Origin of the sequence: Jatrophihabitans sp., from assembly GCF_036000465.1 — a bacterium.
GTDB lineage: Bacteria > Actinomycetota > Actinomycetes > Mycobacteriales > Jatrophihabitantaceae > Jatrophihabitans.
In genome coordinates this window covers 1-25,798 of record NZ_DASYFV010000047.1, presented here as the reverse complement: position 1 = coordinate 25,798, position 25,798 = coordinate 1, and the positions used below count along the sequence as shown (strand labels likewise).

Sequence of the window (25,798 nt, the reverse complement as noted above, 5' to 3'; positions counted from 1 at the left end):
GAAGGAGCTTCTGTGACCACGACGGCATCCCGTCAAGCACCGCCCGCGGCCCTGGGCACGTCGCCGGGTTTGCTCGCCCGCCTGGGGGCGTGGTCCGGCACCCGTCTGCGGGTGGTGCTGCTCGGCTGGCTGGTGGTCGTCGGGGTGTTCGGCGCGTTCGCCCCGCAGGTCGAGTCGGCCCTCGCCGGGGCGGGCTGGCAGGACAGCGGCAGCCAGTCGGTGCAGGCGCGCAATGTCATCGCGAAGCAGTTCGCCGGCCTGAACTCGACGGCGTTGCAGGTCGTGGTCGTCGACAGGCAGGCGCCGATCGCGACCGATCCCGCGGCGCAGCAGGTCATCGCGCGGGCCACCGCGCTGTTGCGGGCCGACCATCGGGTGAGCACGGTGATCGCCCCGCAGCCGGGCAGGTCCATCTCGAAGGACGGCCGGACCGCGATCGTCCAGGCCGGGGCGAAGGGCGACTCCAACGCGATGGTGCGCGCGGCGGACGAGCTCGTCGGTCCGTTGCGCAAGCTGTCCACCCCGGGCGTGTCCGTACAGCTGACCGGCTCCAGCGCGCTGTGGGCGAACTTCAACCAGGTCAACCACGCGGCGATGATCAAGTCCGAGGTGCTGTCCTGGCCGGTCACCATGCTGGTCCTGGTCCTGGCGTTCGGCAGCCTCGTCGCCGCCGGCCTCCCGCTCATGCTGACCCTCGTCGGCCTGGTCAGCGCCGCCGGCGCGCTCGTGCTCTCCACCCACATCGCGCCGGTCAGCATCTGGGCGATGAACTTCGCGATGATGTTCGCGCTCGCGCTCGGCATCGACTACGCCCTGTTCATCGTGGTCCGTTTCCGGGCGGCGCTGCACCGGCGGGCCGACGAGCCCGACCGGAAGGCCGCGTCGATCGCGGCCATCGCCGAGACGATGGGCACCGCCGGCAAGGCGGTCGCGTTCAGCGGCCTGACCGTGCTCGTCTCGCTGTCGACGGTGCTGCTCGTGCCGAGTCCCGCGTTCCGCAGCATGGCGCTGGGCATCATGCTCTCCGTCGTCGCCGTGCTGGCCGCCACGCTGACCCTGCTGCCGGCCGTGCTCGGCCGCCTCGGCCACCGCATCGACTCGGGCAAGGTGCGGATCCGCCGCGCTCGCCACCGAGCCCGGCCGCATCACCATCCGCAGGCGATGGTCGGGCTCGAGCGGATACTGCACCACTGGGGCGCGTTCCTGCACCGCTGCCCGTGGGTGGCCGGCGGTCTCGTGGTGGTCGTGCTCGGACTGCTCTCACTACCGGTCCTGTCGCTGCGCACGGGCATGCCGAGCATCGCGATCATCCCGCCGAGCCAGAGCGCTCGGGCGGGTTACAACGAGGTCGTCCACGCGTTCGGCCCCGGCGCGCCGGGCACGCTGTCGATCGTCTCGCCGGCCTCGGAGCGAAAGCAGGTGCTGGCCGTGCTCGCGCAGGACAAGGGGGTGGCGGCGGCGATGCCGGCCGGCCTGTCGCAGTCGAAGGATCTGGCGATGACGCTCGCCATCCCGACCACCGACGCCTCGGCTCCGGCCACTGGCACCACCATCGACCGGCTGCGCCACGAGTTGCCGGCCGGGTCCCTCGTGGGTGGTGCGGCGGCCGAGAACCACGACCTGGAGAAGGTCCTCTCGTCCCGCACGCCGCTGGTGTTCGGGCTGCTGATCGGGCTCGGCTTCCTGCTCCTGCTGGTCGCGCTGGGCTCACCCCTGGTGGCCTTCGTCGGCGTCGTCACCAACCTGGCCTCGATGGCCGCCGCGTTCGGCGTCGCCAAGCTGATCTTCCAGGACGGTCACCTGTCCGGGCTGCTCAACTTCGAGCCGCAGGGGTTCGTCGATGCCTGGGGGCCGCTGTTCTTCGGCGCCATGCTCTCCGGCGTCGCGATGGACTACACGCTGTTCCTGCTCTCCGCCGCCCGCGAGCACTACGACCTCACCGGCGACCCGCAGCACGCGATGCGGATGGCGCTGCGCACCTCGGGGCGTGTCGTCGTCGCCGCCGCCGGCGTGATGGTGGCCGTGTTCCTGACCTTCGCGCTCTCCGGACCGCTCGCCCCGAAGGAGATGGGCATCATTTTGGCCGTGGCCGTGTTCCTCGACGCCCTGTGCATCCGCATGGTCGTGCTGCCGGTCGTGCTTCGCTTGACCGGTCACGCGGCCTGGCACCGGCCGGCCTGGCTCGACCGCGTCCTGCCCCACGTCCGCTTCGCCCACTGAGACCGATCAAGGAGACATCGATGTCCGACTACGGAATGGCCGTCACCCTGGCCACCGACTTCGACGATGCCGTGACCCGCACCCGCGCGGCCCTGGCCGAGCAGGGCTTCGGGGTGCTGACCGAGATCGACGTCGCCGCCACCATGAAGACCAAGCTCGACGTCGACCTCGCGCCCTACCTCATCCTCGGCGCCTGCAACCCCCCACTGGCCCACCGCGCCATCACCGCCGAGGCCTCCATCGGCTTGCTGCTGCCGTGCAACGTAGTCGTCCGCTCCATCGACGCCGGCACCACACTGGTCGAGGCGATGGACCCCGCCGTGATGGTCAAGCTGACTGACCACCCCGACGTCCGCGCCGTCGCCGACGAGGCCAGGACGAAGCTCGCCGAGGCCCTGCGCACCCTCGCGGTCGAAGTGTCGGCGTGAGGGAGGGCGTCCCCCGGCAGCGCCACGGCGGATCTCGGATCCATGCCCACTCCCTGCGACGACCGAGGACGGCGGTCAGCAGGATGCCGCGGGCCGTACGGGAACCGTGATGGTCAGCGGCGCAGCCCGCGGAGCGCGAGCACGCCGACGACCCCGGCGGCGAGCAGACGCAACGGGCGCGGGCTCGCGGAGGAGTCGGCCCGGCGGCGCACCTGGTCGCCCGATGGCGCGGGGCGGTGGGCGGCATCGGGCTCGCGGGTCTGCGACAGGTGGGCGGCGAGGTTCAGGTTGGGTGCAGTGCGGCGCAGTTGTGCGGCGTGCCGGGCTTCGCCGAGTCCGTAGCCGGAGTCGCCGTGCGGGCCGCAGAGGATCGAGGTGACCGCCGCGAACGCGTCGGTCCACCTGTCCCAGCCCTCGCTGTCGTCGGGGCCGGTCGGCGACGCGCCAGTCGTGGGATGCGGGCCGGGTGTGCGCGGGTCCGGCGGCAGGCTGTTCATCAGGTAGGCCCGCATGGCGTTGGCGGTGTCCCAGAGCTGCTGGGCGTAGTCGCAGCTCTTGTGGAGTGCGTCCTCGAGCAACGCGGCTCGGGCCTCGTGATCGGTGGTGAAGTCGCCCCGGTCGTTGTCCAGGACCCGGTTCGGGTCAAGGACCTCGGGGGTGGGGATCGGTTGCATCGGTTCTCCTTGTGTGGCGGGGTGGGTGCTAGGTCGCGAGGCGGGTCGCGGTCTCGATGGCGAGGGCGTGGACGAAGGCTTGCGGGAGGTTGCCGCGCATCTGGTGCTGCACGGCGTCGTACTCCTCGCTGAACAGCTGCGGCGGCCCGCAGGCGGCCCGGGTGCGCTCGTACCAGGCGCGCGCTTCGACCGACCGGCCCTGCTGGTGCAGGCTGAGCGCGACGAGGAAGCCGCACAGGAGGAAGGATCCCTCGGCCTCGGCCAGCGGGCGGTCGTCGTGGCGGAAGCGGTAGGCGTAACCGTCGCGGGTGAGTTGGGCCAGGTACGCGTCGAGGGTCGCGACGGTTCGCGGGTCGTCGGCCGGCACCGCGCCGCGCAGGCCGGGGAGCAGGAGGGCCGCGTCGAGCGTCGGGTCGTCCGGGGAGCGTTGCCAGTACCCGTCGGGGTGCAACGACGTCGCGGCGGTGTCGGCGACGATGTGGTCGGCGAGGGCCAGCCAGTCGACCGTGGCGGCCGGATCCGGATGCGCCGCGGCGATGGCCCGCAGGCCGGCCGCGGCGGTCAGCCGGCTGTGGGTCCACGGTCGGTCGTCGATCTCCCAGATGCCGGCGTCGGGGTCGGTCCAGCGGGCGGTGATCGCCGCCACCGCGACTTCGGCGGCAGCCCAGTGACGCCGGCCGAGACGGTCGTGACCGGCGGCCGCGGCGAACAGGAGCAGCGCCTCGCCGAAGGCATCGAGTTGGAACTGCTGGTTGACCCAGTTCCCGACCACGTCCCCGCCACCGGGGTAGCCCGGGAGTCCGAGATGCCGCTCGTCGGGCACCGGGTCGCCGGCCGCGGTGTAGGCGGGCGCGAGCTCGCCGCCGTGTTGGAGCAGGCGTTCGGCGACGAAGGACACGGCGTCGTCGAGCAGCGGGTGCGGGTGGTCCGCGGCGGCGACCGCCTGGCCGGCGTAGCACTGATCCCGGATCCACACGTAGCGGTAGTCGTAGTTGCGGCCGGCCTCGGCGCGCTCGGGCAGGCTGGTCGTGGTCGCGGCGACCATGCCACCGCTGCGACCGGTGAGCCCGCGCAGGACGGCGTAGTCCCGGCGCGTGTCGTGCGGGCTCAGCACGTCCTGCAGGGGCGGTACGGCCTGCTGCCACGCGGCCTCGGTGGCGGCCCAGGCTGCGGTCGGGTCGGCCGGCTCGCCGGGCAACGGGTGCTCACCGATCTCCAGGACGAGGTCGTGGTGCTGGCCGGCGTCGAGATGGAGTTCGAAGCCGAGAACTTCACCGTCGTGCCGGGCTCGGGCTCCGGGCGCTCCGGTCCAGCGCACGGCGAGTTCACCGCAGCGTCCGGTCCAGATGCCGGCCCGGAGGCGGACGTCGGTGAGGGGGTCCTGGTCGTAGCCGGCGCGTGGCTGCAGGGTGACCCGGAGGGTTGTTGCGGCGTCCAGCGCGTGGATACGGCGTAGCAGCACGATGTGGTGCGGGTCGCCGGGGTAGGCGAGGGCCTCGCGACACTCGACGGCACCGTGGTCGGTGATCCAGCGGCTGCGCCAGATCATCGACCCTTCCTCGTAGTAGCCGCCCCACACGTGGCGCTCGGCCGGGGTGACGGCGTAGCCGCCGTGGCCGCCGATCAGCGTGCTGAACACCGATCCGCTGTCCCACCGGGGCGCGCACATCCAGGCGACGTCGCCGGACGGACCGACCACCGCGGCTCGTTCGCCGTCGGCCAGCAGCGCGTACTCCCGCAGGACGTGCGGCCGGATGTCGTCGAACGGATGACCCGCTCGTGCGGTCATGACCGCCAACCCCGGTGTGCGGTGGCGAGTCTCGCCGAGACGGCGGTTGACCCGAACGCGACGAGGGCGTTGATCAGGGCGGCCCGCCGGTGACGGCGGCTGACCCCGGCGACGAGCAGCATGCTCGCACCGTGGGTCGCGTCCACCGCCGCGCTGACCCCGATGGCCTCCGGGCCGGGCAGCGCCAGCGTCGCCGCCCCCTGGACGAGCAGCCGGAAGCCCAGCAGCCGCACGACCGAGCGCGGCGGTGCGGTCGCCGCGGCGCCGCTCAGCGCGCGGCCGAACGGGCCCGGTCGGCCGAGCAGGGCCACCCCGAGCAGAGCCTGCGCCGCGGGCAGCGCGACGGCGAGGGAAGTGCGGCAGGTGCCGCCGGTCTTGGTGGCGGTCATCGGCGGTGCCACCGCCGGGCGGTAAGTGCACCGGTACCGAGGGCCACGGTGGCGAGGGTGCCGAGCAGACCGTGGTGGTGGGACGCCCACAACTGCGGGTCCTGGGAAACGGACTGGGCGTCGAAGATGCCGTGGGCGCCGAAGTCGTGCCCGTCCGGCCCGTCCGCGGGGTCCCACAGATTCACCGGCGCGTCCGGATCCTGCCGCTGCGCCGTCTGTTGGGCCTTGAACCCGGTCCAGGCCAGATAGCGGTCCAGCACGCCGGGCGCGACCGCGTTCGCCGCGAGGGTTCCCACGGTGCTCGACCCGACCCAGTACTCCCGACGGTGCGGATGGTCGGCCGCGTGGAGGACGCCGCGGGCCGCGAATTCGGGCTGGTAGATCGGGGGCACCGGCTGCGCGTGCCGCGGCAACCGGGACAGTACCCAGGAGAACTGCGGGGTGTTCACCGCCGGCATCTGCACCATCGTCACGTGCACGTCGCTCTTGTCGTGCAACAACTCGCACCGCAGTGCCTCGTGGAAGCCTTGAATCGCATGTTTGGCCCCGCAATAGGCGCTCTGCAGCGGGATCCCGCGATAGGCGAGCGCCGAGCCGACCTGCACGATCGTGCCGCGGTTGCGCGGCTTCATGTGCTTCAGCGCCGCCATGGTGGCGTAGACGTAGCCGAGGTAACTGACCTCGGTCACCCGTCGGTACTCATCGGGCTCGATCTGGTCGAACGGAGCGAACACCGACGTGAATGCCACGTTCACCCAGGTGTCGATCGGGCCGATGTCGGCCTCGATCTGGTCGGCCGCGCCGCTGACCGCCTTGGCATCGGCGACGTCCAGTGGCATCACGATCGCTCGACCGCCGGCCCGCTCGACGTCGCGGGCCGCCGCCTCCAAGCCCACGCGGCCCCGTGCGATGAGCACCACGGTGTCACCGCGGGCTCCGAAGGCAACCGCGCTGGCGCGGCCGATCCCCCCACTCGCTCCGGTGACGACAACTGTTCTTGGCATGGCTGAACTCCTCGAGGGCTCTTGATCGGGTCGTCCCTAGGGGGCGACTGGGACGGGCGACGGCCGGCGGCCGTTGCGGGGGCAGCGGGCTGGTTCAGGTGGCCCAGCCCATGAACCACAGATCGGTGTCGGCGGGTTCGTCCCCGGCTTGGGAGAACTCCCGAAGCACGGACACAAGTTGTGAGCGGCGGTCGGGCGGCAGGCGGCGCACGACCGGTTCGAGCGCGGCTCGACGGCGGCTCATGACGTCCGCGACGAGACGGCTTCCCTTCCGCGTCAGGGTCAGGACGAGTTGCCGACGATTGTGCGGATCGTCCGTCCGGTCGATCAGGCCCAGACCTACCAAGCGATCGCACATTCGGCTCGCGGTGGACAGGTGTAGACGAACCGCAACGGCCAGCTCGCCGAGTGACACAGATCCGCGACCGGCCATCACCACGAGTGCCCGGAACTGGGCGAGGTCCACCTCGTCCTCAACCGCGGCGATCGACTGCGCACTGATCGCCACCAGCACGCGACAGGCTGCCTGCACTGCGTCGATCTCGGCATCGATCACCCCCTGTCCTCGACGCCGGTCGGGCGACCCGCCGACGGCATCGGGACGGAAGCGGCGGTCCTCGGGCATGGACCCATCCTGCCTGCATTGATTGCAAAATGCAAAGATTGTTAGGACACAGGATTGCAGGGTAAGGCTATCGGTGGCTGCGCGCTCGGCCATCGAGCGCGGTCGTCGACGTGACGGGCTGCGCGGCTGTCTGGTTCATCGATGAACGACCTAGGGAGAAGCACATGGCGGACACCGTCGCCGACGTCCTGCTGGCCCGGCTGCGCGAATGGAACGTCGCACAGGTCTTCGGTTACCCCGGGGACGGCATCAACGGGTTGCTGGCAGCGTGGGGACGGGCGGGAAACGAGCCGCAGTTCGTCCAGGCCCGGCACGAGGAGATGGCCGCTTTCGAGGCGGTGGGTTTCGCGAAGTTCTCCGGTCAGGTCGGGGTATGTGTCGCCACCAGCGGACCCGGTGCCGTGCATCTACTCAATGGTTTGTACGACGCCAAGCTCGATCACGTCCCGGTCGTCGCCATCGTGGGCCAGACCGAGCGGTCGGCGATGGGCGGGTCGTACCAGCAGGAGATCGACCTGCTCAGCCTGTTCAAGGACGTGTGCAGCGACTACGTGCAGATGTGCACCGTCCCGCAACAGCTACCGAACCTGATCGACCGGGCCATTCGTATCGCGCAGAGCGAGCACGCTCCCACCTGCATCATCATTCCCTCGGATGTGCTGGAACTGGAGTACGAGGCGCCAGGGCACGCGTTCAAGCAGGTGCCCTCCAGCGTAGGCATGACCAGCGTGACCCCGCGCGCGGACGACCGCGCGGTGCGGCAGGCCGCAGGCATCCTCAACGCGGGGGAAAGGGTGGCGCTGCTGGTCGGGCAAGGCGCCCGTGACTGCGTGGCCGAGCTGACCCAGGTCGCGGAGCTGCTCGGTGCCGGCGCCGCCAAGGCGCTGCTGGGCAAGGACGTGTTACCGGATGACCTGCCCTGGGTGACGGGCTCGATCGGCCTGCTGGGCACCACCGCCTCCTACAAGATGATGATGGGCTGCGACACGCTGCTGACCGTCGGCTCCAACTTCCCGTACACCCAGTTCCTGCCCGAACTCGATCAGGCCCGCGCCATCCAGATCGACCGCTCGGGCAAATGGATCGGGATGCGCTACCCCTACGAGCTCAATGTCGTCGGCGACGCCAGGACAACGCTGCAGGCGCTCATCCCACTGCTGTCACGCAAGGCCGACCGCGGCTGGCGGGAGGAGATCGAGTCCGACGTCGCCGACTGGTGGTCGACCATCGAAAGACAGGCCACGCTCGACGCCGACCCGGTCAACCCACTGACCATCTTCCACGAGCTGTCCGAACGGATGCCCGACAACGCCGTCATCGCTGCCGACTCCGGCAGCTCGGCGAACTGGTATGCCCGCGTGCTGAAGTTCCGCGGCAATGTGCGCGGCTCGCTGTCCGGCACGTTGGCGACAATGGGGCCGGGCGTGCCGTATGCGATCGGCGCGAAATGGGCCCACCCGGACCGCCCGACTCTCGCCTTCGTCGGCGACGGCGCCATGCAGATGAACGGCCTGGCCGAGCTGATCACGATCAAGCACTACTGGCAGCAGTGGGCCGACCCGCGGCTCATCATCGCCGTCCTGCACAACAACGACCTCAACCAGGTCACCTGGGAGATGCGGGCCATGGAAGGTTCCCCCAAGTTCGCCGAATCCCAGACCCTGCCCGACGTCGACTACGCCGCCTTCGCTCGCTCCCTCGGCCTGGCCGGTCACAACATCGACACACCCGAGCAGCTCGCCCAGGCGTGGGACGAGGCGCTGTCCGCGGACAGGCCGACCGTGCTCGACGTGCGCTGCGACCCGAACGTCCCGCCGATCCCGCCGCACGCCACGTTCGAGCAGATCAAGTCGCTGGCCGGCGCGGTCCTGCACGGCGACGAGGACACCTGGGGTTTCGCCAAACAAGGCCTCAAACAGAAGGTTCAGCAGTACCTTCCCCACCGCACGGAGAGTGAGTGACGTGCCGCGGTCCCGCCGCCGACCCGCCGCCGCTGCCGCTCTGCTCGGCACGGCGCTTCACGACGTCCGGACGGGTCGCTTCGAGCGCACCCTCGCCGCGCTGACGGCAGCCGGGGCGACCGTTACCGCCGGGGAAATCTACCTGTCTCACGACGGCGCGAGCTTCGGCAACAAGATGATGTGGTGGCCGGTCGTGGTGGTGCCGACCGCCGTCCCGGCCGGAGTCGCCGCCGTCTTCTCCCGCCGCGCGGCGCACACGGTGTTGCCGCTCACGTCGGCCGCGATCGTGGTGAACGGCCTACAGGGCACCTACCTGCACTGGCGCGGCATCGCCCAACGCCCCGGCGGCATCACCCGCTACAACCTCGAGGGCGGCCCACCACCCTTCGCTCCGCTGCTCGCCTCCCTCGTCGGCGGTATGGGACTGCTCGCTGCAGTGCTGCGCCGTGAGGGGCGCCCCTCCGACCCCGGGCGCTCCTGATGGGGTATCGCAGCCCTGACCAGCGCGCCGTCACCCCGCAACGCCGGGGCCGATTCCCCGGCTTCGACGTCCTGGACAGCGTCGACGTGTGGGACGACGTCACCGCCGGCGTGGTCCTGGCCCGACTCGCCCCGCCGGGCGAATTCGCGTTCTTCACCCCGGCCGAAGTCGCCGTCGCCGCACCCCTGACCCATCTGCTGTTGGCCCAGGACGCCGAACCCCGAGTCCCCGTGCTGACGCTCATCGACCACCGCCTCGCCGTCGGCGAGACCGACGGGTGGCACTACGACGAGCTGCCCGAGGACGCCCAGGCCTGGCGCGAGAGCCTCGACGCGCTGGACTCCGATGCCCGCGACGCCCACTCCGGGCGGAGCTTTCCCCATCTCGTCCCGAGCGAGCAGGCGGCGCTGCTCCAAGCCGTTCAGGATCGCGTCACGGATCAGGGCCGCTGGCACATGTGGCCGGCCAAACACATCTGGAGCCTGTGGACCCGCTACGTCTGCACCGCGTTCTACTCCCACCCCTGGGCGTGGAACGAGATCGGCTTCCCCGGCCCGGCCTACCCGCGGGGCTACCTCAACCCCGGGGTGAACGCCCGCGATCGATGGGAGGGCGCCGAACTCCGCGCGGTGGATCCGCTCCCGTTCACCGCGCGCGTCGAGCAGGAGCGCCACAACCATGACCGCCTGACCGGCCGAGAGAGGCCGGCGTGAGAAGCAACGATGCCGACATCCGATCCCGCAACGAGTCCGCCTGGTTGCTGCCCACCGACGGCGCGCGCACCGACCACCGGCTGCGAACGGACATGCGCCGCTACGCCGACGGCGACGAGGTCGACCTGGTCGTGGTCGGCGCCGGAGCCGGTGGCGGCGTCCTCACGCAACGCCTCGCCCGCGCCGGCTGGCGCGTCGCGTGCCTGGACGCCGGACCGTTCTGGGACCCCGACACCGACTGGGTGTCCGACGAACGCGGCGCGCACACCCTGTACTGGACCGAACCGCGCCAGATCGGCGGCACCGACCCGGTACCGCTCGGGTCCAACAACTCCGGCCGCGGTGTCGGCGGCTCGATGGTCCACTACGCCGGCTACACGCCCCGCCTGCACCCGTCGGATTTCGCCACCCGCAGCCGCGACGGGGTCGGCGCGGACTGGCCGATCTCCTACGCCGACCTGAAACCCTTCTACGCAGCGATCGAACAGGAACTGCCGGTCGCCGGACAAGACTGGCCCTGGGGCGACCCGCACACCTACCCCCACCAGCCGCACCCGGTCGGCGGCAACGGGCAGATCTTCCTGCGCGGCGCGAAGGCCGCCGGCATCGACGCCCGCGTCGGCCCGGTCGCCATAGCCAACGGCCGCTTCGGCAACCGACCGCACTGCATCTATCGAGGCTTCTGCCTGCAAGGCTGCAAGGTCAACGCCAAGGCCAGCCCCCTGATCACCCACATCCCCGACGCGCTCGCCCACGGCGCCGAGATCCGCCCCGACTCCCACGTCACTCGGATCGTGATCGACGACCGCACCGGCAGCGTCACCGGGGTGACCTACCTGCGCGGCGGCCGCGAGCACTACCAGCGCGCTCGCGCCGTCGCCGTCGCCGGCTACTCCATCGAGACGCCGAGGCTGCTGCTGCTCTCGGCCACCGACCGCTACCCGAGCGGTCTGGGCAACGACCACGACCAGGTCGGGCGCTACCTCATGGTGCAGGGCGCCCCGCAGACGGCCGGCCGGTTCGACGACGAGATCCGCATGTACAAATCGCCACCACCCGAGGTCTCCACCGAACAGTTCTACGAGACCGACCCCACCAAGCCCTACAAGCGCGGCTGGTCCATCCAGAACGTCAGCCCGCTACCGATCACGTGGGCCGAACACGTCGCCGCCCAAGGTCACTGGGGTGCCCCGTTGCGCGAATACATGCGCGATTACATCCACTGGGCCACCCTCGGTGCCCTCTGCGAGTACCTGCCGCAGCCCGACAACCGAGTCACGCTGGCGGACGAGAAGGACCGCCACGGCCTTCCGGTCGCGCACTTCGCCTACAGCTTGTGCGACAACGACCGACAACTCACCCAGGCCGCGACCAGGGCCATGGAGACCATCCTGAAAGCCGCGGGAGCCACTGAGGTCATGACCATCGACCGCTACGCCCACCTCGTCGGAGGGGCCCGGATGGCGGCGCGGGCCGAGGACGGTGTCGTCGACGCGAATCACCGCGTCTTCGGCGTCCCTAACCTCTACATCGTCGACGGCAGCACCCTGCCGACGCAGGGCGCCGCCAACCCCGCGCTCACCATCATGGCCCTGGCCGCACGCGCCGCCGCCCGGCTCGTCCGCCAGGGCCGCCGCGGACTCGCCGAGTCGCAGACGGAGACATCGTGACCGCCGCCGCCCGAGGTGCCGAGCCGTCCCTCAGTGCCGTTCGAACGGCCACCTACACCTTCCCGACGCCGCAGCCGGAGGCCGACGGCACCCTCCGGTGGGACTCGACCACCGCTGTCGCGGTCACCCTCGAGGCCGGCGGCCGGACCGGGCTGGGCTGGACCTACAGCAGCCCGGCGGCTGCGGCCGTGGTGCACGACAAGCTCGCCGATGCCGTGTTGCACCGGGATGCCTGCGACATCACCGCCGGCTGGACCGCGATGCGCCAGGCGTGCCGCAACCTCGGCACCCGCGGCCTGGTGATGCAGGCCATCAGCGCGGTCGACATCGCCTGGTGGGACCTCAAAGCCCGGCTGCTCGACCTACCCCTCACGTCCCTGCTCGGCCGCTGCCGCACCCACGTCCCGGTCTACGGGTCGGGCGGCTTCACCACTCTCACCGACGACCAGTTGGCCGAGCAGGTCGAGCAGTGGCGCACGTCCGGTTGCACCGCCATGAAGATCAAGATCGGTGAGGGCTGGGGGACCCGAACGGCGCGAGATCTCGCCCGCGTAGCCCGACTCCGCGAGCACGCCGGCCCGGACGTCGAACTGATGGTCGACGCCAACGGCGCCTACAGCATCGGCCAGGCACGACGGATCGGCGCCGCACTCGACGAGCACGGTGTCACCTGGTTCGAGGAACCGGTGAGCAGCGACGACACCGCCGGGCTGGCCACGCTGCGCGACGCCCTGCGCTGCGATGTGGCCGCGGGGGAGTACGCCGCCGATCTCCACGACGTCGCTGCCCTGCTTCCGGTCGTCGACTGCATGCAACTGGACGCCACTCGCTGCGGCGGATATACCGGCTGGCTGCAGGGCGCGGCTCTCGCCCAGTCCGGCAATCGGCAGGTCTCGGCGCACTGCGCCCCGTCGCTTCACGCGTTCGTAGCCGCTGCGGTACCGAACGTGCGTCACGTGGAGTGGTTCGTCGACCACGCCCGACTCGAGCCGCTGGTGGTCGACGGCACCCCCGCCGTACGCGCGGGCGCGCTGCACCCGCGCGGCGACGTCCACGGCCATGGCATGCTGCTGTCCCCGCGCGCAGCCCGATGGCGCACCGACTGACGGCCCGGGTTCGCAGTGGGCCGAGGCGGACGCGATCTCGCACCACGCCCAGCGGTCAGCGAGAACCCTCCCGGCGAGGCAATCTCGGGCTGATGACCGTTGCTGCATGCAAAGATAGGGTCATGCGGTCGAATCCGGGGTGTCTGCGATGAGGCTGCTGCGAGCCGACGAGGCGGCTGCCTTGATCGGGGTCGGAGTCGAGTCCGTGTTCGAGTCGATCGCACGCGGCGACCTGCTGACGATCGACAACGATCTGTACGGACCGATTCCCTCGCCGCAGCTGGCCGAGGAATTGCCGGGGGGTGTCCTGCCCGGGCTGAGGCAGCTGAGGCGCACATTCCCCGGGACGACGGCGGAGTTCCTGACCTGGCTCATCCTGCCCAATGATGGCCTCGACGGCGAGACACCGCGGGCTGCACTTCGCCGGGGCGAAGTCGACGCCGTGTCAGCCGCCGTCGGCGCCCGGAGCCGACGCAGTTAGGTCCGCTCCATCGTGTGCGCGCCGACCGCGAGTGACGAGCTATGGTCTTGTCGATACGCCGAACTTGTCTACTGCAAGGTTTGCGATGAGTCGAGAGGATCCAGTGCCGGTGAGCGGTCGAACGACGGCCTCCGCCCCGCGTCGACGCGCGGGCGAGTCCGAGGTCGATCGCCTCGTCACTGCGGTACTGACGGCATCCCGCGTGCTGGTCGGAGTGTCGGCCGCATCGCTGGCCGACACGGAGGACTCCCTCACCCTGACCCAGTTCCGCACTCTGGTCGTGCTCGACAGCCGCGGAGCCACCAATCTCAACGGCCTGGCCGACGGCCTGGGGGTCAATGCGTCGACGGCGATGCGGATGATCGACAAACTGCTGGCCGCGGGTCTGGTAACCCGTCACGACAACCCGGACAATCGGCGCGAGGTCGTGATCGATCTGAGCGCGGCCGGTCGCAAACTCACCCGACAGGTCATGGACAAGCGCCGCGCGGCCATCTCGCGGATCGTCCGCAGCATGCCCTCGACCCAGCGCGAGGACCTGGTGCGCGCGCTCACCGCATTCGCCGACGCCGCCGGAGAACCGCACGCGTCGGACCCGGTCGCAGTCATCGGCTGGTAGGTCCGCAAACGACGTCGGTCGTCGGTACACCTTGGCCGGCGGCCCGGACGCGGTCAGGAGCCCCGCCCGATCGGGGTGTCCGGGCGTCAGTTCTCGCTCGTGCGTCATGACTAACCGGCGACATCTCCCTTGCGCGTACGATTGCAGAACGCAATGCTTGTAGTGGCGCATGAAAGCGAGAGGTGACCTGATGACCCGAGTCGTGGAACCACCCGGTCGCACCCGGGGGGCGGGATCCGCGCCGATGCCCGTGCCGGGTCGGACCGCGAGCGATCCGCACCACGCGAAGGGCGCGATGTTCGCGCGCATGCTGCGGACAACGGATCCCAAGATGATCGGACGGATGTACCTGGTCACGTCCCTGGCGTTCTTCGCGCTCGGCGGGGTCATGGCTCTGCTCATGCGCATCGAACTCGCCCGCCCAGGGCGCCAGTTCCTGTCCTAGGAGCAGTACAACCAGCTCTTCACGATGCACGGCACGATCATGCTGCTGCTCTTCGCGACCCCGATCGTGTTCGCGTTCGCGAACCTCGTGCTGCCCCTGCAGATCGGCGCACCCGATGTCGCCTTCCCGCGCTTGAACGCCCTGTCCTACTGGCTGTACCTGTTCGGTGCGATCGTCACCGTGTCAGGCTTCATCACCCCGGGCGGCGCGGCCGACTTCGGCTGGTACGCCTACTCGCCGCTGACCAACGCCGTGAACTCGCCCGGCGCCGGCGCCGACCTGTGGATTCTCGGCCTGGCCATCTCCGGCCTCGGCACGATCCTCGGTGGCGTCAACATGGTCACGACGGTCATCACGCTGCGGGCACCCGGCATGACGATGTTCCGGATGCCGATCTTCACCTGGAACATCCTGGTGACCAGCCTGCTCATCCTGCTCGCCTTCCCGATCCTCACCGCCGCCCTGCTCGTCCTCTATGCCGACCGGCATCTCGGAGCGCAGGTCTTCGAACCGAACAACGGCGGCCCCATCCTCTGGCAACACCTGTTCTGGTTCTTCGGCCACCCCGAGGTGTACATCGTCGCCCTGCCGTTCTTCGGCATCGTCACCGAGATCTTCCCCGTGTTCAGTCGCAAACCCGTGTTCGGCTACAAGGGCCTCATCATGGCCACCCTCGGCATCGCCGCGCTCTCGCTCACCGTGTGGGCTCACCACATGTTCACCACCGGAGCCGTCCTGCTGCCGTTCTTCTCCCTGATGACCTTCCTCATCGCGGTACCCACCGGGATCAAGTTCTTCAACTGGATCGGCACCATGTGGGGTGGATCGCTGACCTTCGAGACCCCGATGCTGTTCTCCATCGGCTTTCTCGTCACCTTCCTCTTCGGCGGTCTCACCGGCGTGCTCCTGGCCAGCCCGCCGATCGACTTCCACGTCGCCGATTCCTACTTCGTCGTCGCCCACTTCCATTACGTCCTCTTCGGCACCATCGTGTTCGCCGTCTACGCCGGCATCTACTTCTGGTTCCCGAAGTTCACCGGCCGCTACCTCGACGAGAAGCTCGGCAAGGTCCACTTCTGGCTGACCTTCATCGGTTTCCACATGACCTTCCTGGTCATGCACTGGCTGGGCGCCGAAGGTATGCCGCGCCGCTACGCCGACTACCTGCCGACCGACGGCTTCACCGCTCTCAACACCTTCTCCACGATCGGCTCGTTCGTTCTCGGCGCGTCCGTCCTGCCGTTCGCGTGGAACCTGTACCGCTCGTACCGCTACGGCGAGATCGCCACCGCCGATGACCCCTGGGGCTTCGGCAACTCCCTCGAATGGGCCACGACCAGCCCGCCGCCACGACACAACTTCACCTCGATCCCGCGCATCCGCTCCGAGCGGCCCGCGTTCGAGGCCCACTACCCGCATCTCATCGGCCGACTCGATGCGGAGGCCCACGCGGGGCGTCGCGCGTCGTTCGCTTCGGGCCCTGCGCGATCGAGCGACCCGGCGTCGGTGCCGACGAGTGAGTGAGGACGCTCCCGTGCGACGTGCTGTCGCGTCAACGCGCGGGAAAGCGGGCGATCATGGCTGGTGCCCCGCCCCGAGACCGCGCTGCCATGGTCAGCGGCGGTTCGCCGTCGACGGGCCCGATGTCCGGGCGCCGCTGTGAGGAAGTCCCGCCGGCGGCCGCGGCCCATCGTTGTCGGGGTAAACGGAGCCGCCCAGGGCATCGACGCCGCGATCTGGGCCGGCCGCGACGCACAACGACGTGGTGCAACGGTCGAACTGATCCATGTCTGCCGGTGCAACTCGATCAGCGTGGCCGCGGCAATGAACGGCGTGTACGTCGATCCCCGGGTCCACGACGACGGCGCCGAAGCCGTGGCCGAGGCGACTCGTGCGCTGCGCGTCCTCTTTCCCGGCGTGCCGGTCAGCGGGCGGGTTTGCCTCGGTGACGTCGGATCGGTGCTCGGAACCTTCAGCCGAAATGCGGAGGCGATCGTTATCGGTTCTCATCGCACCGGATCGAGATTCAGGGGCTCTGGCGTTGCCCGGCTGGCCCGGTGCTCCTCGGCGCCGGTTGTGGTGGTGTCGAAGCATCTCCGCGTGCGCACGCGCGTAGAGCCGGCCACGTCTGCGGTGGTCGTGGTCCTGGAGTCGCGACACGGGGCCGAAGAGGTACTCGCGTGGGCGTGCCGACACGCCCGGCGGGAACGTTGCCCGATCCGCGTGCAGCTCGGTCTTCGTCGATCCGAGTACGGGCGCACCGAGCGTCATGCGGCGGAATGCTGGCTGTTCGACTTGTTGGTTGCGTATCGGGCGGCGACGGTGGGCGTTCACCTCAGCGGCGCCGTTGCACCAGGCGCGCCCTTGGACGGCGAAGCGCCTCTGTCCGAGGCGCCCCTTGTCGTAGTCGGAGGGACTCAGCGCAATCACTCGGTGCGTCGATGGGCTCAGCTGGTCGACGAAGGCGACATCCGCGCTCTCGCCCTCGTTCCGACAGCCTCGAGCCGAGTCCCCGGCGATCATCTGCTGATCTGACGCCGGCGGCAGGCGCCCTTCAGCACGTCCGCACGCCACGCGCGCTCGTCGTCCTCTTGCGCGCAGTCCGGCCGTCAGGCGAGGGGCCCGCCTGAGCTAGCGAGTCGAAGCGTTGCCGATCGTGAGCGCCGGTCGGCGCGGGTGCACGGTGATGTAGCTGAGGCCCGTCGCTGCGGCAGTGAACGATCGTTGAGATCGGCGTGGCAGCCAGACGAGCATCCCGGACCCGAGAGCCACGGTGCCCGTTTCGGTCGTCAGGAGACCGCTGCCGGTGAGGATGTACACCAGGACGTCGAGGTGAGGTCCGGCGTGCATCTCGATCCCGCTGTGCGGCTGTAGGTGAATGACGTTGGCGTCGAGGTGTCGCTGGCTGATGTCCAGGGCCCAGATCGCTCCGGCCGCGTCGTCGGTACTGGCGTCATCGGGCGTCAGGTCCTGCACGTTGCACAGGACGCGGGGCAGGTCGGTCTCGATGAGCCGGGTGATCCGGATGCGCCATACGGGGCCGCTCTCGAGGTAGGTCCACTCGTAACTGCCGCGGTGGTCGCGGTCGAATTCCTGGCGTAGATGTCGTGGATCGTGATTGTTGACGAGCACGAACGACTCCGCCGCGGAGAGTTCGGCGAACCGCGCGAAGATCAGTGGATGGCGCTGCGGTTTGGGCACGTCGCGCACGTCCAGGTCGGGCGTCGCAGGTCCGCGGACGGTAGTGGGTTCAGGCATGAATCGATCCTATTCTTACAATCGGTTCTTGTGTAAACTCCGCACTGTGGCGTACGTGATCGCTCTTCCGTGTGTGGACGTCAAGGACCTGGCCTGTGTCGAGGAATGCCCGGTCGACTGCATCTACGAAGGTGCGCGGATGCTCTACATCCATCCGGACGAGTGCGTGGACTGCGGGGCTTGTGAGCCGGTGTGTCCGGTCGAGGCGATCTTCTACGAGGACGACGTGCCCGAGCCGTGGCACGACTACACGGCGGACAACGGGCGGTTCTTCTCCGAGGTGCTGCCCGGGCGCGAGGGTGCCCTCGGCTCGCCCGGGAGCGCGGGGAAGGTCGGCGCCGTGCCTGTCGACACACCGATGGTGGCCGCCCTGCCGCCGCAGAGTTCATGACCCCGCGCCGCGATCAGCAGGCTGCGAGCCGGCACCGCGGTGCCCGGCGCGAGATGGTTCTCGCCACCCTTCGCGCGTCGTCGGCACCGCTGACCGTGGTGGACATCGCAGCCGAGCTGGACGTGCACCTCAACACCGTCCGGTTCCACCTCGACGCTCTCGTCGAGGCCGGCCGCGTGGAGCGTCTGCCGGCTGAGGGCAGCGGGCCGGGACGGCCCCCGATCGAGTACCGGTTGAGCCGGACGATGGATCGCAACGGCCCTTCGAACTACCGTCTGTTGGCGGCGATGCTGAGCGACCATCTCGCCTCCAGCGCCAGTGACCCCGTCAAGACCGCCACCGCGCTGGGGCGGTCATGGGGAGGCGCGGTGCTCGATTCTCGACCTGGCGGCAAGTCGACCAAGTCCGAGGCGCTGACCCGGGTGGTCGATGCGCTCGCCGATCTCGGTTTCCAACCCGAACCCCTCGCCCGGCCGCGCGCGACCCAGATCCGGCTGCGGCACTGCCCGTTCCTGGAGCTCGTCGACGCCCACGCAGACGTGATCTGCTCCTTGCACCTGGGTCTGATGCAGGGCGCGCTCGGCGCCCTCACCGGCCGGGTAACGGTCGACCGCCTCGAGCGATTCGTCGAGCCGGACCTGTGCGTCGCGCATCTCGCCTCGATCGGATCCCGATCGTGATCTCGGCCTGGGCCGGCGCGATCGCTGGGAAGAGGTGGAGCATGACGAGCGTCGGTCACATCGACGTGGGCCGCATCTACGACGCGCGTCCTCCGAGCGGCGGGTACCGGGTGCTGGTCGACCGGGTGTGGCCGCGCGGGCTCACCAAGGCCACCGCCGACCTCGATGAGTGGTGTCGCGACGTCGCACCGACCACCGAACTGAGGCGGTGGTACGGACACCGTCCGGAGCGTCTCGCGGAGTTTCGCGAACGATATCTGGTCGAACTCGACGACGCCGATCATGCCGAGGCGGTGGCGCACCTGCGAACCATCGCCCGGCACGACCGGATCTGGTTGCTCACCGCCACCAAGGATCTGGCGCTGAGTCACGCGCGCGTGCTCGCGGAACGAATGTCGTGGGGGCAGGCCAGCAGCGGGCCGACCCTGTACCACGTTCACCTCAACCAGCCATGAGATTGCCCAGGTGACAGCCCGATGACGCAGAAACGCTCCCTGACCGCGCTCGCGCGAGAACAACTCGACGTCGCCCGGCGAACGTCGAACGGGCGTAGCTCGCAGACGGTGTTCGGCGGCCACGAGCACACCCTGCGGCAGACCGTCATTGCGCTCGTCGAAGGCCAGGCGCTCCATGAGCACGAAAGTCCGGGCGAAGCCACCGTGCATGTCCTCAGCGGCCGGGTGCAGGTCAGTGCCGGCCAGTTGGTCTGGGAGGGTTCGGCCGGCGACCTGATCATCATCCCGAACGAGCGACACGCCCTGCTCGCCCTGGCCGACGCGGCTGTTCTGCTCACTGGCGTGAATACGCGCACGCCGTGACCGGCGTTTCTTCGCGCGACATCGGCAGTGACTGGGGCGGCGACAACCAGCACCACAAGTTCTTCGACTACCCCACAGGAGCGATCATGAACGGCGTCGCGCAATCCAACTCCGAGCTCGAGGGTCTCCGCGCCCAACGCGCCTCGCTGAGGGAGGAACACGCACTGCTGATGCGTGAGGTGAGAACGCGCGCGCAGCCGGTCATCTCTGAGGCCGATGAGGGCCGCTGGCCCCAAGCGCCGTTGCGCGAGCTACTGAACTACCTCCACCTCGAGACCCTGCGGCAGCTGGTCGACGAGGAATGGCTCTTGTTCCGCGTGGTGCGACACGTCCCTGATGTCGTCGCCCAGCTGCGTCGCGATCACCTGGAGTTGCGGCTCACGATCGAACTCCTCGATCAAGCGGCCGCCACGGCGGGAAGTGTCTCGGGTCCGTCCTGCGGTCAGCTGTCCGCAATCACGACCGACCTGCTCACCCAACTCGAAAGGCACCTGGCGGACGAGGACGAGCTCGCCATCGGGGGCGAGTACGCACCGGCCACCGCCAGCTTCGGCGCGCAGCCCCACGAGTGGTACGCCCTCACCGAGGGCCCGGTGGTCGACCTGGACCAACTGCACGGCGCCCAAGGTGCCGACGCCGTGCTCGCTCGCCTCCTGCGTCTCGATACCGATGAGACGGTCACGATCGGCTCGAGTAACGACCTCGGCTCGCTGTGTCAGCGACTGACCGCAGTCGATCCCGGTGGCTACGGCGTCACCTACCTCGAGCGCGGTCCGCACCACTGGCAGGTCGAGATCAAGCGCCGGGCTGTGGCACCGAGCTCGAGTCCGTAGCACCGGGGGCGCGGCCGGAGTCGTGCGTTCGCCGGACCCGGCGAGCACGAGAATCATGACGTCCAGATCGGGTCCGGCGTACGGTCCGTTGCTGCCCTGCGGGGCGCTGCGCACGACGGTGGTGTCGAGTCGCGGTGATCGTAGGTCAGGCGCCCCACCGCGCCGGGACGGTCACGCGGGCGAGAGGGCGGCCGACGGACGCGTCCGAGTCGCGCGATGTGCGCGGTCGCGCGCGGCCGAGAGCGTGTCCCAGTCTGCGGTGGTGAGGGTGGCGAGGGCGGCCGGGAAGACGCCGTCCTGCTCCTTGAGGATGTGGTCGAACAGGTGCGCCAAGGCGAGCTGCGTTCGTAGCCGCCAACCGGTCTGGGGCTGTCCGGATGCCAGCTCGCACAGGACGGCGTCGATGTCGCGGTGCTCGGCGACGAGTTGGGCGAGCTGATCTGCGAAGTCGGCGGCGAGGGCCGGGAACAGCGCGGATTCCTCGACCTCGGTGTGTGGACCGAGCACGGCGTGCATCTGCTCGGCCAGCCGACCGGCCGCGGCGAGGTCGGCGGCGTTCACCGCCGCATTGAGGGAGCGGGCGAGATCGCGCAGCCGGTCGTGTTCGGCGGTCAGCTCCGCGATGACGTCCCGCTCCTGACATCCGCAGTACTCACACATGCTGGACCGTCCGGGAGGCCGAGGCGGGCCGGCGTGCGGTCTGCACGGAGAGCAGCGCGACGAGTGCCGCGACGGCGGTGAGCGCGATCAGTCCGGTGGCGTAGCTGCCGTACCTGCCGTAGACGGCTCCCATCACCAGTGGGGGAACGAATCCACCGAGTCCGCCGGCTGCCCCGACGAGGCCGGTCACCGAACCCACCCGGTCGGCCGGAGCCCGCTGGGCGACGAGGGCGAACACGGCACCGGACGCGGCTCCCAACGCGGCGGCCATGGCGAGGAAGGCGACGGTGCCGACGGGCATCAGCGTGGGTGTGGCGGACTGGACCAGCGACGCGACGGCGACGACGCCGAATGCGCCGACGAGGACGCGCGCGGGGTGCACGCGGTCGGACAGCCAGCCGCCGACGGGCCGCATGACGACGGCGATCAGCACGAAGCCGGCCATCTTGTCGGAGGCGTCGGCCGGGGTGAGGGAGTACCCGGTCTTCAGGTAGGTGGGCAGATACACGCTGAAGGCGACGTATCCGCCGAACGCCACGGCGTAGAGGACCGACGCGCGCCAGGTGATCGGCAGCCGGGCGGTGGCCACGAGCCGGGTGAGGAACGGCTCGGTGGTCGTGGCCGGACGCGGCGCGTCCCGCAGGATCAACGCCGCGACGATGCCGTACACGGCGAGCGCACCCGCCGTGAGAAGGAAGGGTGCGGACATGCCGTGCGCGCCCGCGAGCTTGACGGTGGTCAGGGCACTGACCGCGGTGCCACCCATTCCCGCGCCGAACACACCCACGGCCATGCCGCGTCGGTTCGGCGGGAACCAACCGTTGACGAACGGGACGCCGACCGCGAAGGCGGTGCCGGCGACGCCGAGGAAGAACCCGCCCACGAGCAGCGCCGCGTAGCTGGAGTGCCCGGCCAGTCCGAGGAACAGGACCGGAACGATGGTCACGAACGACACGGCCGGCAGCATCACGCGTCCGCCGAAGCGGTCCGTGAGCGCGCCGACCGGGATACGTCCGAGCGACCCGACGAGCACCGGCACCGCGACCAGGACGGCCTGCTGGAACGAGGACAGGTGCAGCGCGACCTTGAACTTCGGCGCGAGCGGGGACAGCAGGGCCCAGGCCCAGAAGTTGAGCGCGAAACCCAACGTGGCCATCGCGAGCATCACGGTCGGGCGACGATCGCGCTGCCGCGTCGGGTCGGCCACCTCGGCGTCGATCGTCACTGCTGCTCCTCGGTACTTGACAACGATGGGCTCGCCGTCGAGGTCCCGGCGTGGGGCGGCCGGCTTCCGATACGACGATCGTCCGACGCCCGGCCTGCGGCATGGGCCCTTTGTCCTGACCCGACCGGTCGTAGGACCGAAGTCCCACACCCTTGATCGAACTAGGTTCGGTCCCGTAGACCTCGCCGCCGACCCAAGATCGGTGGGAGCATCGGCACGGTCCATTCGGGTCGGACGCCACCTGCAGGATCGCCGGAGAGGCATTACGTGTCTGACAAGGTCACCCCGCACCGCACCCAGTCCGATCGGATCGCGGCCGCGGGCGAAAGCCTCGAGGACGCCCTGGTGAGCAGTCGGCGCTTCTTCACCAACGCGACGGTGTCGTCCGATCTTCGGACGCTGCACAAGATCGGCGGGCGCCAGGCCGACGAGTTCTACCGAGACCGGTGGAGTCACGACAAGGTCGTCCGCTCCACGCACGGAGTGAACTGCACCGGGTCGTGCTCGTGGAAGATCTACGTCAAGGACGGGATCATCACCTGGGAGTCGCAGCAGACCGACTACCCTTCCGTCGGCCCGGACAAGCCCGAGTACGAGCCGCGCGGATGCCCCCGCGGCGCTGCGTTCTCCTGGTACACGTACTCGCCGACCCGCATCCGCTACCCCTACGTGCGCGGGGTGCTGCTGGAGATGTTCCGTGAGGCCAAGGCCCGCCTGGGTGATCCGGTGCTGGCCTGGGCCGACATCGTCAACGACCCCGCCCGCTCGAAGAGGTACAAGTCCGCGCGCGGAAAGGGTGGACTCGTCCGGGCCAGTTGGGACGAGGCGATCGAACTCGCCGCGGCCGCCCACGTGCACACGATCAAGCGGTACGGACCGGACCGGATCGCCGGCTTCTCACCCATCCCGGCCATGTCGATGGTCTCCCACGCGGCCGGGGCGAGGTTCTACAACCTCATCGGCGGGACGATGCTGTCGTTCTACGACTGGTACGCCGACCTGCCGGTGGCCTCACCGCAGGTGTTCGGGGACCAGACCGACGTTCCGGAGTCCGGCGACTGGTGGGACGCCGGCTACCTGATCATGTGGGGCTCGAACGTGCCGGTCACCCGCACCCCGGACGCGCACTGGATGGCCGAGGCCCGCTACCGCGGCCAGAAGGTCATCGCGGTCGCGCCCGACTACGCGGACAACGTCAAGTTCGCCGACGAATGGCTGCCCGCCGCGCCGGGCACGGACGGCGCGCTGGCGATGTCGATGGGGCACGTGATCCTCAAGGAGTTCTTCGTCGACCGGCAGGTGCCCTACTTCACCGACTACGTGAAGAGCTACACCGACCTGCCGTTCCTCGTCATCCTCGACGAGTCCGACGGCGACACGTACCGGCCCGGGAAGTTCCTGACCGCGGCCGACCTCGGGGGCGACGAGGCCGCGGCCGAGAACTCACACTTCAAGACCGTCGTCCTCGACGCGGCGACCGGGCTTCCGGTGGTACCGAACGGCTCGCTGGGCTTCCGCTACGGCGACGCGGGCGTGGGCAAGTGGAACCTGGAACTCGGCGAGCTCGACCCACTGCTGACCGCGCTCGGCGGCGAGGCGGTGACCGTCGAGCTGCCTCGCTTCGACGCCCCGGACGGGTCCGGGGCGACCCTGCAGCGCGGCGTTCCGGTTCGCCGGGTCGGCGGGCATCTGGTGACGACGGTCTACGACCTCATGCTCGCCAACTACGGCGTCGCGCGCCGTGGGCTGCCCGGCGTCTGGCCGAGTGGGTACGACGACGCCGACGAGCCGTACACGCCGGCCTGGCAGGAGTCGATCACCGGCGTGAAGGCACCCACCGCCGCCCGCATCGCCCGCGAGTTCGCGGCGAACGCCGAGGAGTCCCACGGGCGGTCGATGATCCTCATGGGAGCGGGCACCAACCACTGGTTCCACTCCGACACGATCTACCGCTCGTTCTTGGCCCTGACCACCCTGACCGGGTGCCAGGGCGTGAACGGCGGTGGCTGGGCGCACTACGTGGGTCAGGAGAAGGTCCGCCCCCTCACCGGCTACAACGTGCTGAGTACGGCCTCGGACTGGAGCCGGCCCGGCCGGCAGATGATCCAGACCGCCTACTGGTACCTGCACACCGACCAGTTCCGCTACGACCCCTTCGCGGCGGACACGCTGTCCTCGGCATCCTCGGCGAAGAACGGGCTGTTCGCCGGCATGACCACGGCCGACGTCATCGCCAAGTCCGCCCGCATGGGTTGGATGCCGTCCTACCCGACGTTCGACCGCAACCCGCTCACCCTGGCGAACGAGGCCGCGGCGCACGGCCGGACCGCCGCCGAGTGGGTCGTCGACCAGTTGCAGGCGGGCACCCTGCACTTTGCCGGCGAGGATCCGGACAACCCCGAGAACTTCCCACGGGTCTTGACGATCTGGCGGGCCAACCTGCTGGGCTCCTCGGCCAAGGGCAACGAGTACTTCCTGCGCCACCTGCTCGGCGCCGAGCATGCCGTGCGCGCGAGCGAGGCACCCGAGGGCGCGCGCCCCCGCGACGTGACGTGGCGCGAGAGCGCGCCGACCGGCAAGCTCGACCTGCTGCTGACGCTGGACTTCCGCCAGACCAGCACGACGATCTATTCCGACGTCGTGCTGCCGGCCGCCACCTGGTACGAGAAGCACGACCTCAACACCACCGACATGCACCCGTTCGTGCACTCGTTCAACCCGGCCATCGCCCCGCCCTGGCAGACCCGCACCGACTGGGACTCGTTCACGACCCTGGCCGCGAAGTTCAGCGAACTCGCCGCCACCCACCTGGGGGTGCGCACGGACATCGTCGCCGCGCCGCTGCTGCACGACACCCCCGATGCGATGGCCAACCCGCACGGCGTCGTCCGCGACTGGAAGCTCGGCGAGTGCGACCCGACACCGGGCGTGACCATGCCCAAGCTGGTCGCCATCGAGCGCGACTACGGCGCGATCGCCGAGAAGATGACCTCGCTCGGGCCGCTGCTCGAGACCCTCGGCGCCACGACCAAGGGCGTGACCTTCGACCTCTCGACGGCGCTCGACTACCTCAAGCACAAGAACGGCACGACCCGCGGCGGTGTCGCCGACGGCCGCCCGTCGATCGCCCGTGACGTGCAGGCGTGCGAGGCGATCCTCGCCATGTCGGGCACCACCAACGGTCACCTGGCGACCCAGGGATTCGAGACGCTGGAGAAGCGCACCGGGGTGCGGCTGGCCGATCTGGCCGCCGAGCACGAGGGCAAGCAGATCACCTTCGCCGATACCCAGGCCCGGCCCGTCCCCGTCATCACGTCGCCGGAGTGGT

General features: G+C 69.8%; 24 protein-coding genes and 2 pseudogenes. 18 read left to right on the top strand and 8 right to left on the bottom strand.

The window, feature by feature from the left end; all coding sequences use genetic code 11:
* Window positions 1-12 precede the first annotated feature (12 nt).
* Complete coding sequence (locus VGN18_RS15665) at window positions 13-2,220, top strand: MMPL family transporter (protein ID WP_327540640.1); 2,208 nt, start codon at window positions 13-15, stop codon at window positions 2,218-2,220.
* Window positions 2,221-2,240: 20 nt separating this feature from the next.
* Window positions 2,241-2,648, top strand: a complete 408-nt coding sequence (locus VGN18_RS15660; RefSeq protein ID WP_327540639.1) for a DUF302 domain-containing protein — start codon at window positions 2,241-2,243, stop codon at window positions 2,646-2,648.
* A gap of 113 nt (window positions 2,649-2,761) precedes the next feature.
* On the opposite strand, the gene VGN18_RS15655 is transcribed toward VGN18_RS15660, so the two are convergent.
* The 5 genes from VGN18_RS15655 to VGN18_RS15635 all read right to left on the bottom strand — a co-directional run bounded on the left by VGN18_RS15655 (window position 2,762) and on the right by VGN18_RS15635 (window position 7,129).
* Window positions 2,762-3,322 (bottom strand): hypothetical protein, encoded by a 561-nt coding sequence (locus VGN18_RS15655; RefSeq protein ID WP_327540638.1) that lies wholly within the window; start codon window positions 3,320-3,322, stop codon window positions 2,762-2,764.
* A 28-nt stretch (window positions 3,323-3,350) separates the two neighbouring features.
* Window positions 3,351-5,111, bottom strand: coding sequence for a glycoside hydrolase family 15 protein (locus VGN18_RS15650; RefSeq protein ID WP_327540637.1), 1,761 nt, complete (start codon window positions 5,109-5,111; stop codon window positions 3,351-3,353).
* The gene (locus VGN18_RS15645; RefSeq protein WP_327540636.1) at window positions 5,108-5,500 is read right to left on the bottom strand and encodes a hypothetical protein; all 393 of its coding nucleotides are present in this window, start codon (window positions 5,498-5,500) and stop codon (window positions 5,108-5,110) included. The genes VGN18_RS15650 and VGN18_RS15645 overlap by 4 nt, the downstream gene beginning before the upstream one ends.
* On the bottom strand, window positions 5,497-6,504 hold the full coding sequence (locus VGN18_RS15640) for an SDR family oxidoreductase (RefSeq protein ID WP_327540635.1): 1,008 nt from the start codon (window positions 6,502-6,504) through the stop codon (window positions 5,497-5,499). Before VGN18_RS15640 ends, VGN18_RS15645 begins: the two co-directional genes overlap by 4 nt.
* A 94-nt stretch (window positions 6,505-6,598) precedes the next feature.
* Window positions 6,599-7,129: a MarR family winged helix-turn-helix transcriptional regulator gene (locus VGN18_RS15635; protein ID WP_327540634.1), complete on the bottom strand. Its 531-nt coding sequence runs from the start codon at window positions 7,127-7,129 to the stop codon at window positions 6,599-6,601.
* Between the two features lie 164 nt (window positions 7,130-7,293).
* Here VGN18_RS15635 and VGN18_RS15630 point away from each other — a divergent pair, with 164 nt between their 5' ends.
* The 9 genes and pseudogenes from VGN18_RS15630 (at window position 7,294) to VGN18_RS15585 (ending at window position 17,140) form a co-directional block, all read left to right on the top strand.
* Window positions 7,294-9,090 (top strand): thiamine pyrophosphate-requiring protein, encoded by a 1,797-nt coding sequence (locus VGN18_RS15630; RefSeq protein ID WP_327540633.1) that lies wholly within the window; start codon window positions 7,294-7,296, stop codon window positions 9,088-9,090.
* A 1-nt stretch (window position 9,091) separates the two neighbouring features.
* Entirely contained in the window at window positions 9,092-9,571 is a 480-nt protein-coding gene (locus VGN18_RS15625) for a hypothetical protein (protein WP_327540632.1), read from the top strand.
* Complete coding sequence (locus VGN18_RS15620) at window positions 9,571-10,284, top strand: gluconate 2-dehydrogenase subunit 3 family protein (RefSeq protein ID WP_327540631.1); 714 nt, start codon at window positions 9,571-9,573, stop codon at window positions 10,282-10,284. Before VGN18_RS15625 ends, VGN18_RS15620 begins: the two co-directional genes overlap by 1 nt.
* A 92-nt stretch (window positions 10,285-10,376) precedes the next feature.
* Window positions 10,377-11,954, top strand: a complete 1,578-nt coding sequence (locus tag VGN18_RS15615) for a GMC family oxidoreductase (protein ID WP_349259939.1) — start codon at window positions 10,377-10,379, stop codon at window positions 11,952-11,954.
* The gene (locus tag VGN18_RS15610) at window positions 11,948-13,060 is read left to right on the top strand and encodes an enolase C-terminal domain-like protein (protein WP_414655060.1); all 1,113 of its coding nucleotides are present in this window, start codon (window positions 11,948-11,950) and stop codon (window positions 13,058-13,060) included. Before VGN18_RS15615 ends, VGN18_RS15610 begins: the two co-directional genes overlap by 7 nt.
* Before the next feature lie 148 nt (window positions 13,061-13,208).
* Window positions 13,209-13,541 carry a hypothetical protein gene (locus VGN18_RS15605; RefSeq protein WP_327540628.1) on the top strand — a complete coding sequence of 111 codons (333 nt, stop codon included), beginning with the start codon at window positions 13,209-13,211 and terminating at the stop codon, window positions 13,539-13,541.
* A gap of 31 nt (window positions 13,542-13,572) precedes the next feature.
* The gene (locus VGN18_RS15600; RefSeq protein WP_327540627.1) at window positions 13,573-14,160 is read left to right on the top strand and encodes a MarR family winged helix-turn-helix transcriptional regulator; all 588 of its coding nucleotides are present in this window, start codon (window positions 13,573-13,575) and stop codon (window positions 14,158-14,160) included.
* A gap of 295 nt (window positions 14,161-14,455) precedes the next feature.
* Window positions 14,456-16,129: pseudogene (ctaD, locus tag VGN18_RS15590) on the top strand (cytochrome c oxidase subunit I).
* 135 nt (window positions 16,130-16,264) lie between these two features.
* A complete protein-coding gene (locus VGN18_RS15585) occupies window positions 16,265-17,140 on the top strand; it encodes a universal stress protein (RefSeq protein ID WP_327540625.1) in 876 nt (291 codons plus the stop codon).
* A gap of 96 nt (window positions 17,141-17,236) precedes the next feature.
* Here the strand turns inward: VGN18_RS15585 and VGN18_RS15580 are convergent, their stop codons facing one another.
* Complete coding sequence (locus tag VGN18_RS15580) at window positions 17,237-17,815, bottom strand: DUF2249 domain-containing protein (RefSeq protein ID WP_327540624.1); 579 nt, start codon at window positions 17,813-17,815, stop codon at window positions 17,237-17,239.
* 94 nt (window positions 17,816-17,909) lie between these two features.
* Here VGN18_RS15580 and fdxA point away from each other — a divergent pair, with 94 nt between their 5' ends.
* The 6 genes and pseudogenes from fdxA (at window position 17,910) to VGN18_RS15555 (ending at window position 20,585) form a co-directional block, all read left to right on the top strand.
* Window positions 17,910-18,254 (top strand): ferredoxin, encoded by a 345-nt coding sequence (fdxA, locus tag VGN18_RS15575; RefSeq protein ID WP_327540623.1) that lies wholly within the window; start codon window positions 17,910-17,912, stop codon window positions 18,252-18,254.
* Window positions 18,251-18,430: pseudogene (locus VGN18_RS21125) on the top strand (helix-turn-helix domain-containing protein); the annotation flags it as partial. The gene fdxA and the pseudogene VGN18_RS21125, both read left to right, overlap by 4 nt.
* Window positions 18,431-18,934, top strand: a complete 504-nt coding sequence (locus tag VGN18_RS15570; protein ID WP_327540622.1) for a hypothetical protein — start codon at window positions 18,431-18,433, stop codon at window positions 18,932-18,934. It begins immediately after the preceding pseudogene.
* Between the two features lie 41 nt (window positions 18,935-18,975).
* A complete protein-coding gene (locus VGN18_RS15565; protein WP_327540621.1) occupies window positions 18,976-19,389 on the top strand; it encodes a DUF488 domain-containing protein in 414 nt (137 codons plus the stop codon).
* Between the two features lie 21 nt (window positions 19,390-19,410).
* Entirely contained in the window at window positions 19,411-19,752 is a 342-nt protein-coding gene (locus VGN18_RS15560; RefSeq protein WP_327540620.1) for a LuxR family transcriptional regulator, read from the top strand.
* Window positions 19,753-19,838: 86 nt separating this feature from the next.
* Complete coding sequence (locus VGN18_RS15555; RefSeq protein WP_327540619.1) at window positions 19,839-20,585, top strand: hemerythrin domain-containing protein; 747 nt, start codon at window positions 19,839-19,841, stop codon at window positions 20,583-20,585.
* Between the two features lie 171 nt (window positions 20,586-20,756).
* Here VGN18_RS15555 and VGN18_RS15550 read toward each other — a convergent pair whose 3' ends face one another.
* Together VGN18_RS15550 and VGN18_RS15545 are read right to left on the bottom strand one after the other, a co-directional pair.
* Window positions 20,757-21,245, bottom strand: a complete 489-nt coding sequence (locus tag VGN18_RS15550) for a hemerythrin domain-containing protein (RefSeq protein WP_327540618.1) — start codon at window positions 21,243-21,245, stop codon at window positions 20,757-20,759.
* Window positions 21,238-22,410 (bottom strand): MFS transporter, encoded by a 1,173-nt coding sequence (locus VGN18_RS15545; RefSeq protein ID WP_349259938.1) that lies wholly within the window; start codon window positions 22,408-22,410, stop codon window positions 21,238-21,240. Before VGN18_RS15545 ends, VGN18_RS15550 begins: the two co-directional genes overlap by 8 nt.
* A 369-nt stretch (window positions 22,411-22,779) precedes the next feature.
* On the opposite strand from VGN18_RS15545, the gene VGN18_RS15540 reads away from it, so the two are divergent.
* Window positions 22,780-25,798 (top strand): nitrate reductase subunit alpha (locus tag VGN18_RS15540; protein WP_349259937.1); only part of this gene is annotated, 3,019 nt, incomplete at its 3' end.

Excerpts from the sequence above, each read along its gene's own strand:
- VGN18_RS15660 (WP_327540639.1), top strand. The coding sequence starts at position 2,241 with ATGTCCGACTACGGAATGGCCGTCACCCTGGCCACCGACTTCGACGAT.
- VGN18_RS15655 (WP_327540638.1), bottom strand. The coding sequence starts at position 3,322 with ATGCAACCGATCCCCACCCCCGAGGTCCTTGACCCGAACCGGGTCCTG.
- VGN18_RS15650 (WP_327540637.1), bottom strand. The coding sequence starts at position 5,111 with ATGACCGCACGAGCGGGTCATCCGTTCGACGACATCCGGCCGCACGTC.
- VGN18_RS15645 (WP_327540636.1), bottom strand. The coding sequence starts at position 5,500 with ATGACCGCCACCAAGACCGGCGGCACCTGCCGCACTTCCCTCGCCGTC.
- VGN18_RS15640 (WP_327540635.1), bottom strand. The coding sequence starts at position 6,504 with ATGCCAAGAACAGTTGTCGTCACCGGAGCGAGTGGGGGGATCGGCCGC.
- VGN18_RS15635 (WP_327540634.1), bottom strand. The coding sequence starts at position 7,129 with ATGCCCGAGGACCGCCGCTTCCGTCCCGATGCCGTCGGCGGGTCGCCC.
- VGN18_RS15630 (WP_327540633.1), top strand. The coding sequence starts at position 7,294 with ATGGCGGACACCGTCGCCGACGTCCTGCTGGCCCGGCTGCGCGAATGG.
- VGN18_RS15620 (WP_327540631.1), top strand. The coding sequence starts at position 9,571 with ATGGGGTATCGCAGCCCTGACCAGCGCGCCGTCACCCCGCAACGCCGG.
- VGN18_RS15615 (WP_349259939.1), top strand. The coding sequence starts at position 10,377 with ATGCGCCGCTACGCCGACGGCGACGAGGTCGACCTGGTCGTGGTCGGC.
- VGN18_RS15605 (WP_327540628.1), top strand. The coding sequence starts at position 13,209 with ATGAGGCTGCTGCGAGCCGACGAGGCGGCTGCCTTGATCGGGGTCGGA.
- VGN18_RS15565 (WP_327540621.1), top strand. The coding sequence starts at position 18,976 with ATGACGAGCGTCGGTCACATCGACGTGGGCCGCATCTACGACGCGCGT.
- VGN18_RS15560 (WP_327540620.1), top strand. The coding sequence starts at position 19,411 with ATGACGCAGAAACGCTCCCTGACCGCGCTCGCGCGAGAACAACTCGAC.
- VGN18_RS15555 (WP_327540619.1), top strand. The coding sequence starts at position 19,839 with ATGAACGGCGTCGCGCAATCCAACTCCGAGCTCGAGGGTCTCCGCGCC.
- VGN18_RS15550 (WP_327540618.1), bottom strand. The coding sequence starts at position 21,245 with ATGTGTGAGTACTGCGGATGTCAGGAGCGGGACGTCATCGCGGAGCTG.
- VGN18_RS15545 (WP_349259938.1), bottom strand. The coding sequence starts at position 22,410 with ATGCTCGCGATGGCCACGTTGGGTTTCGCGCTCAACTTCTGGGCCTGG.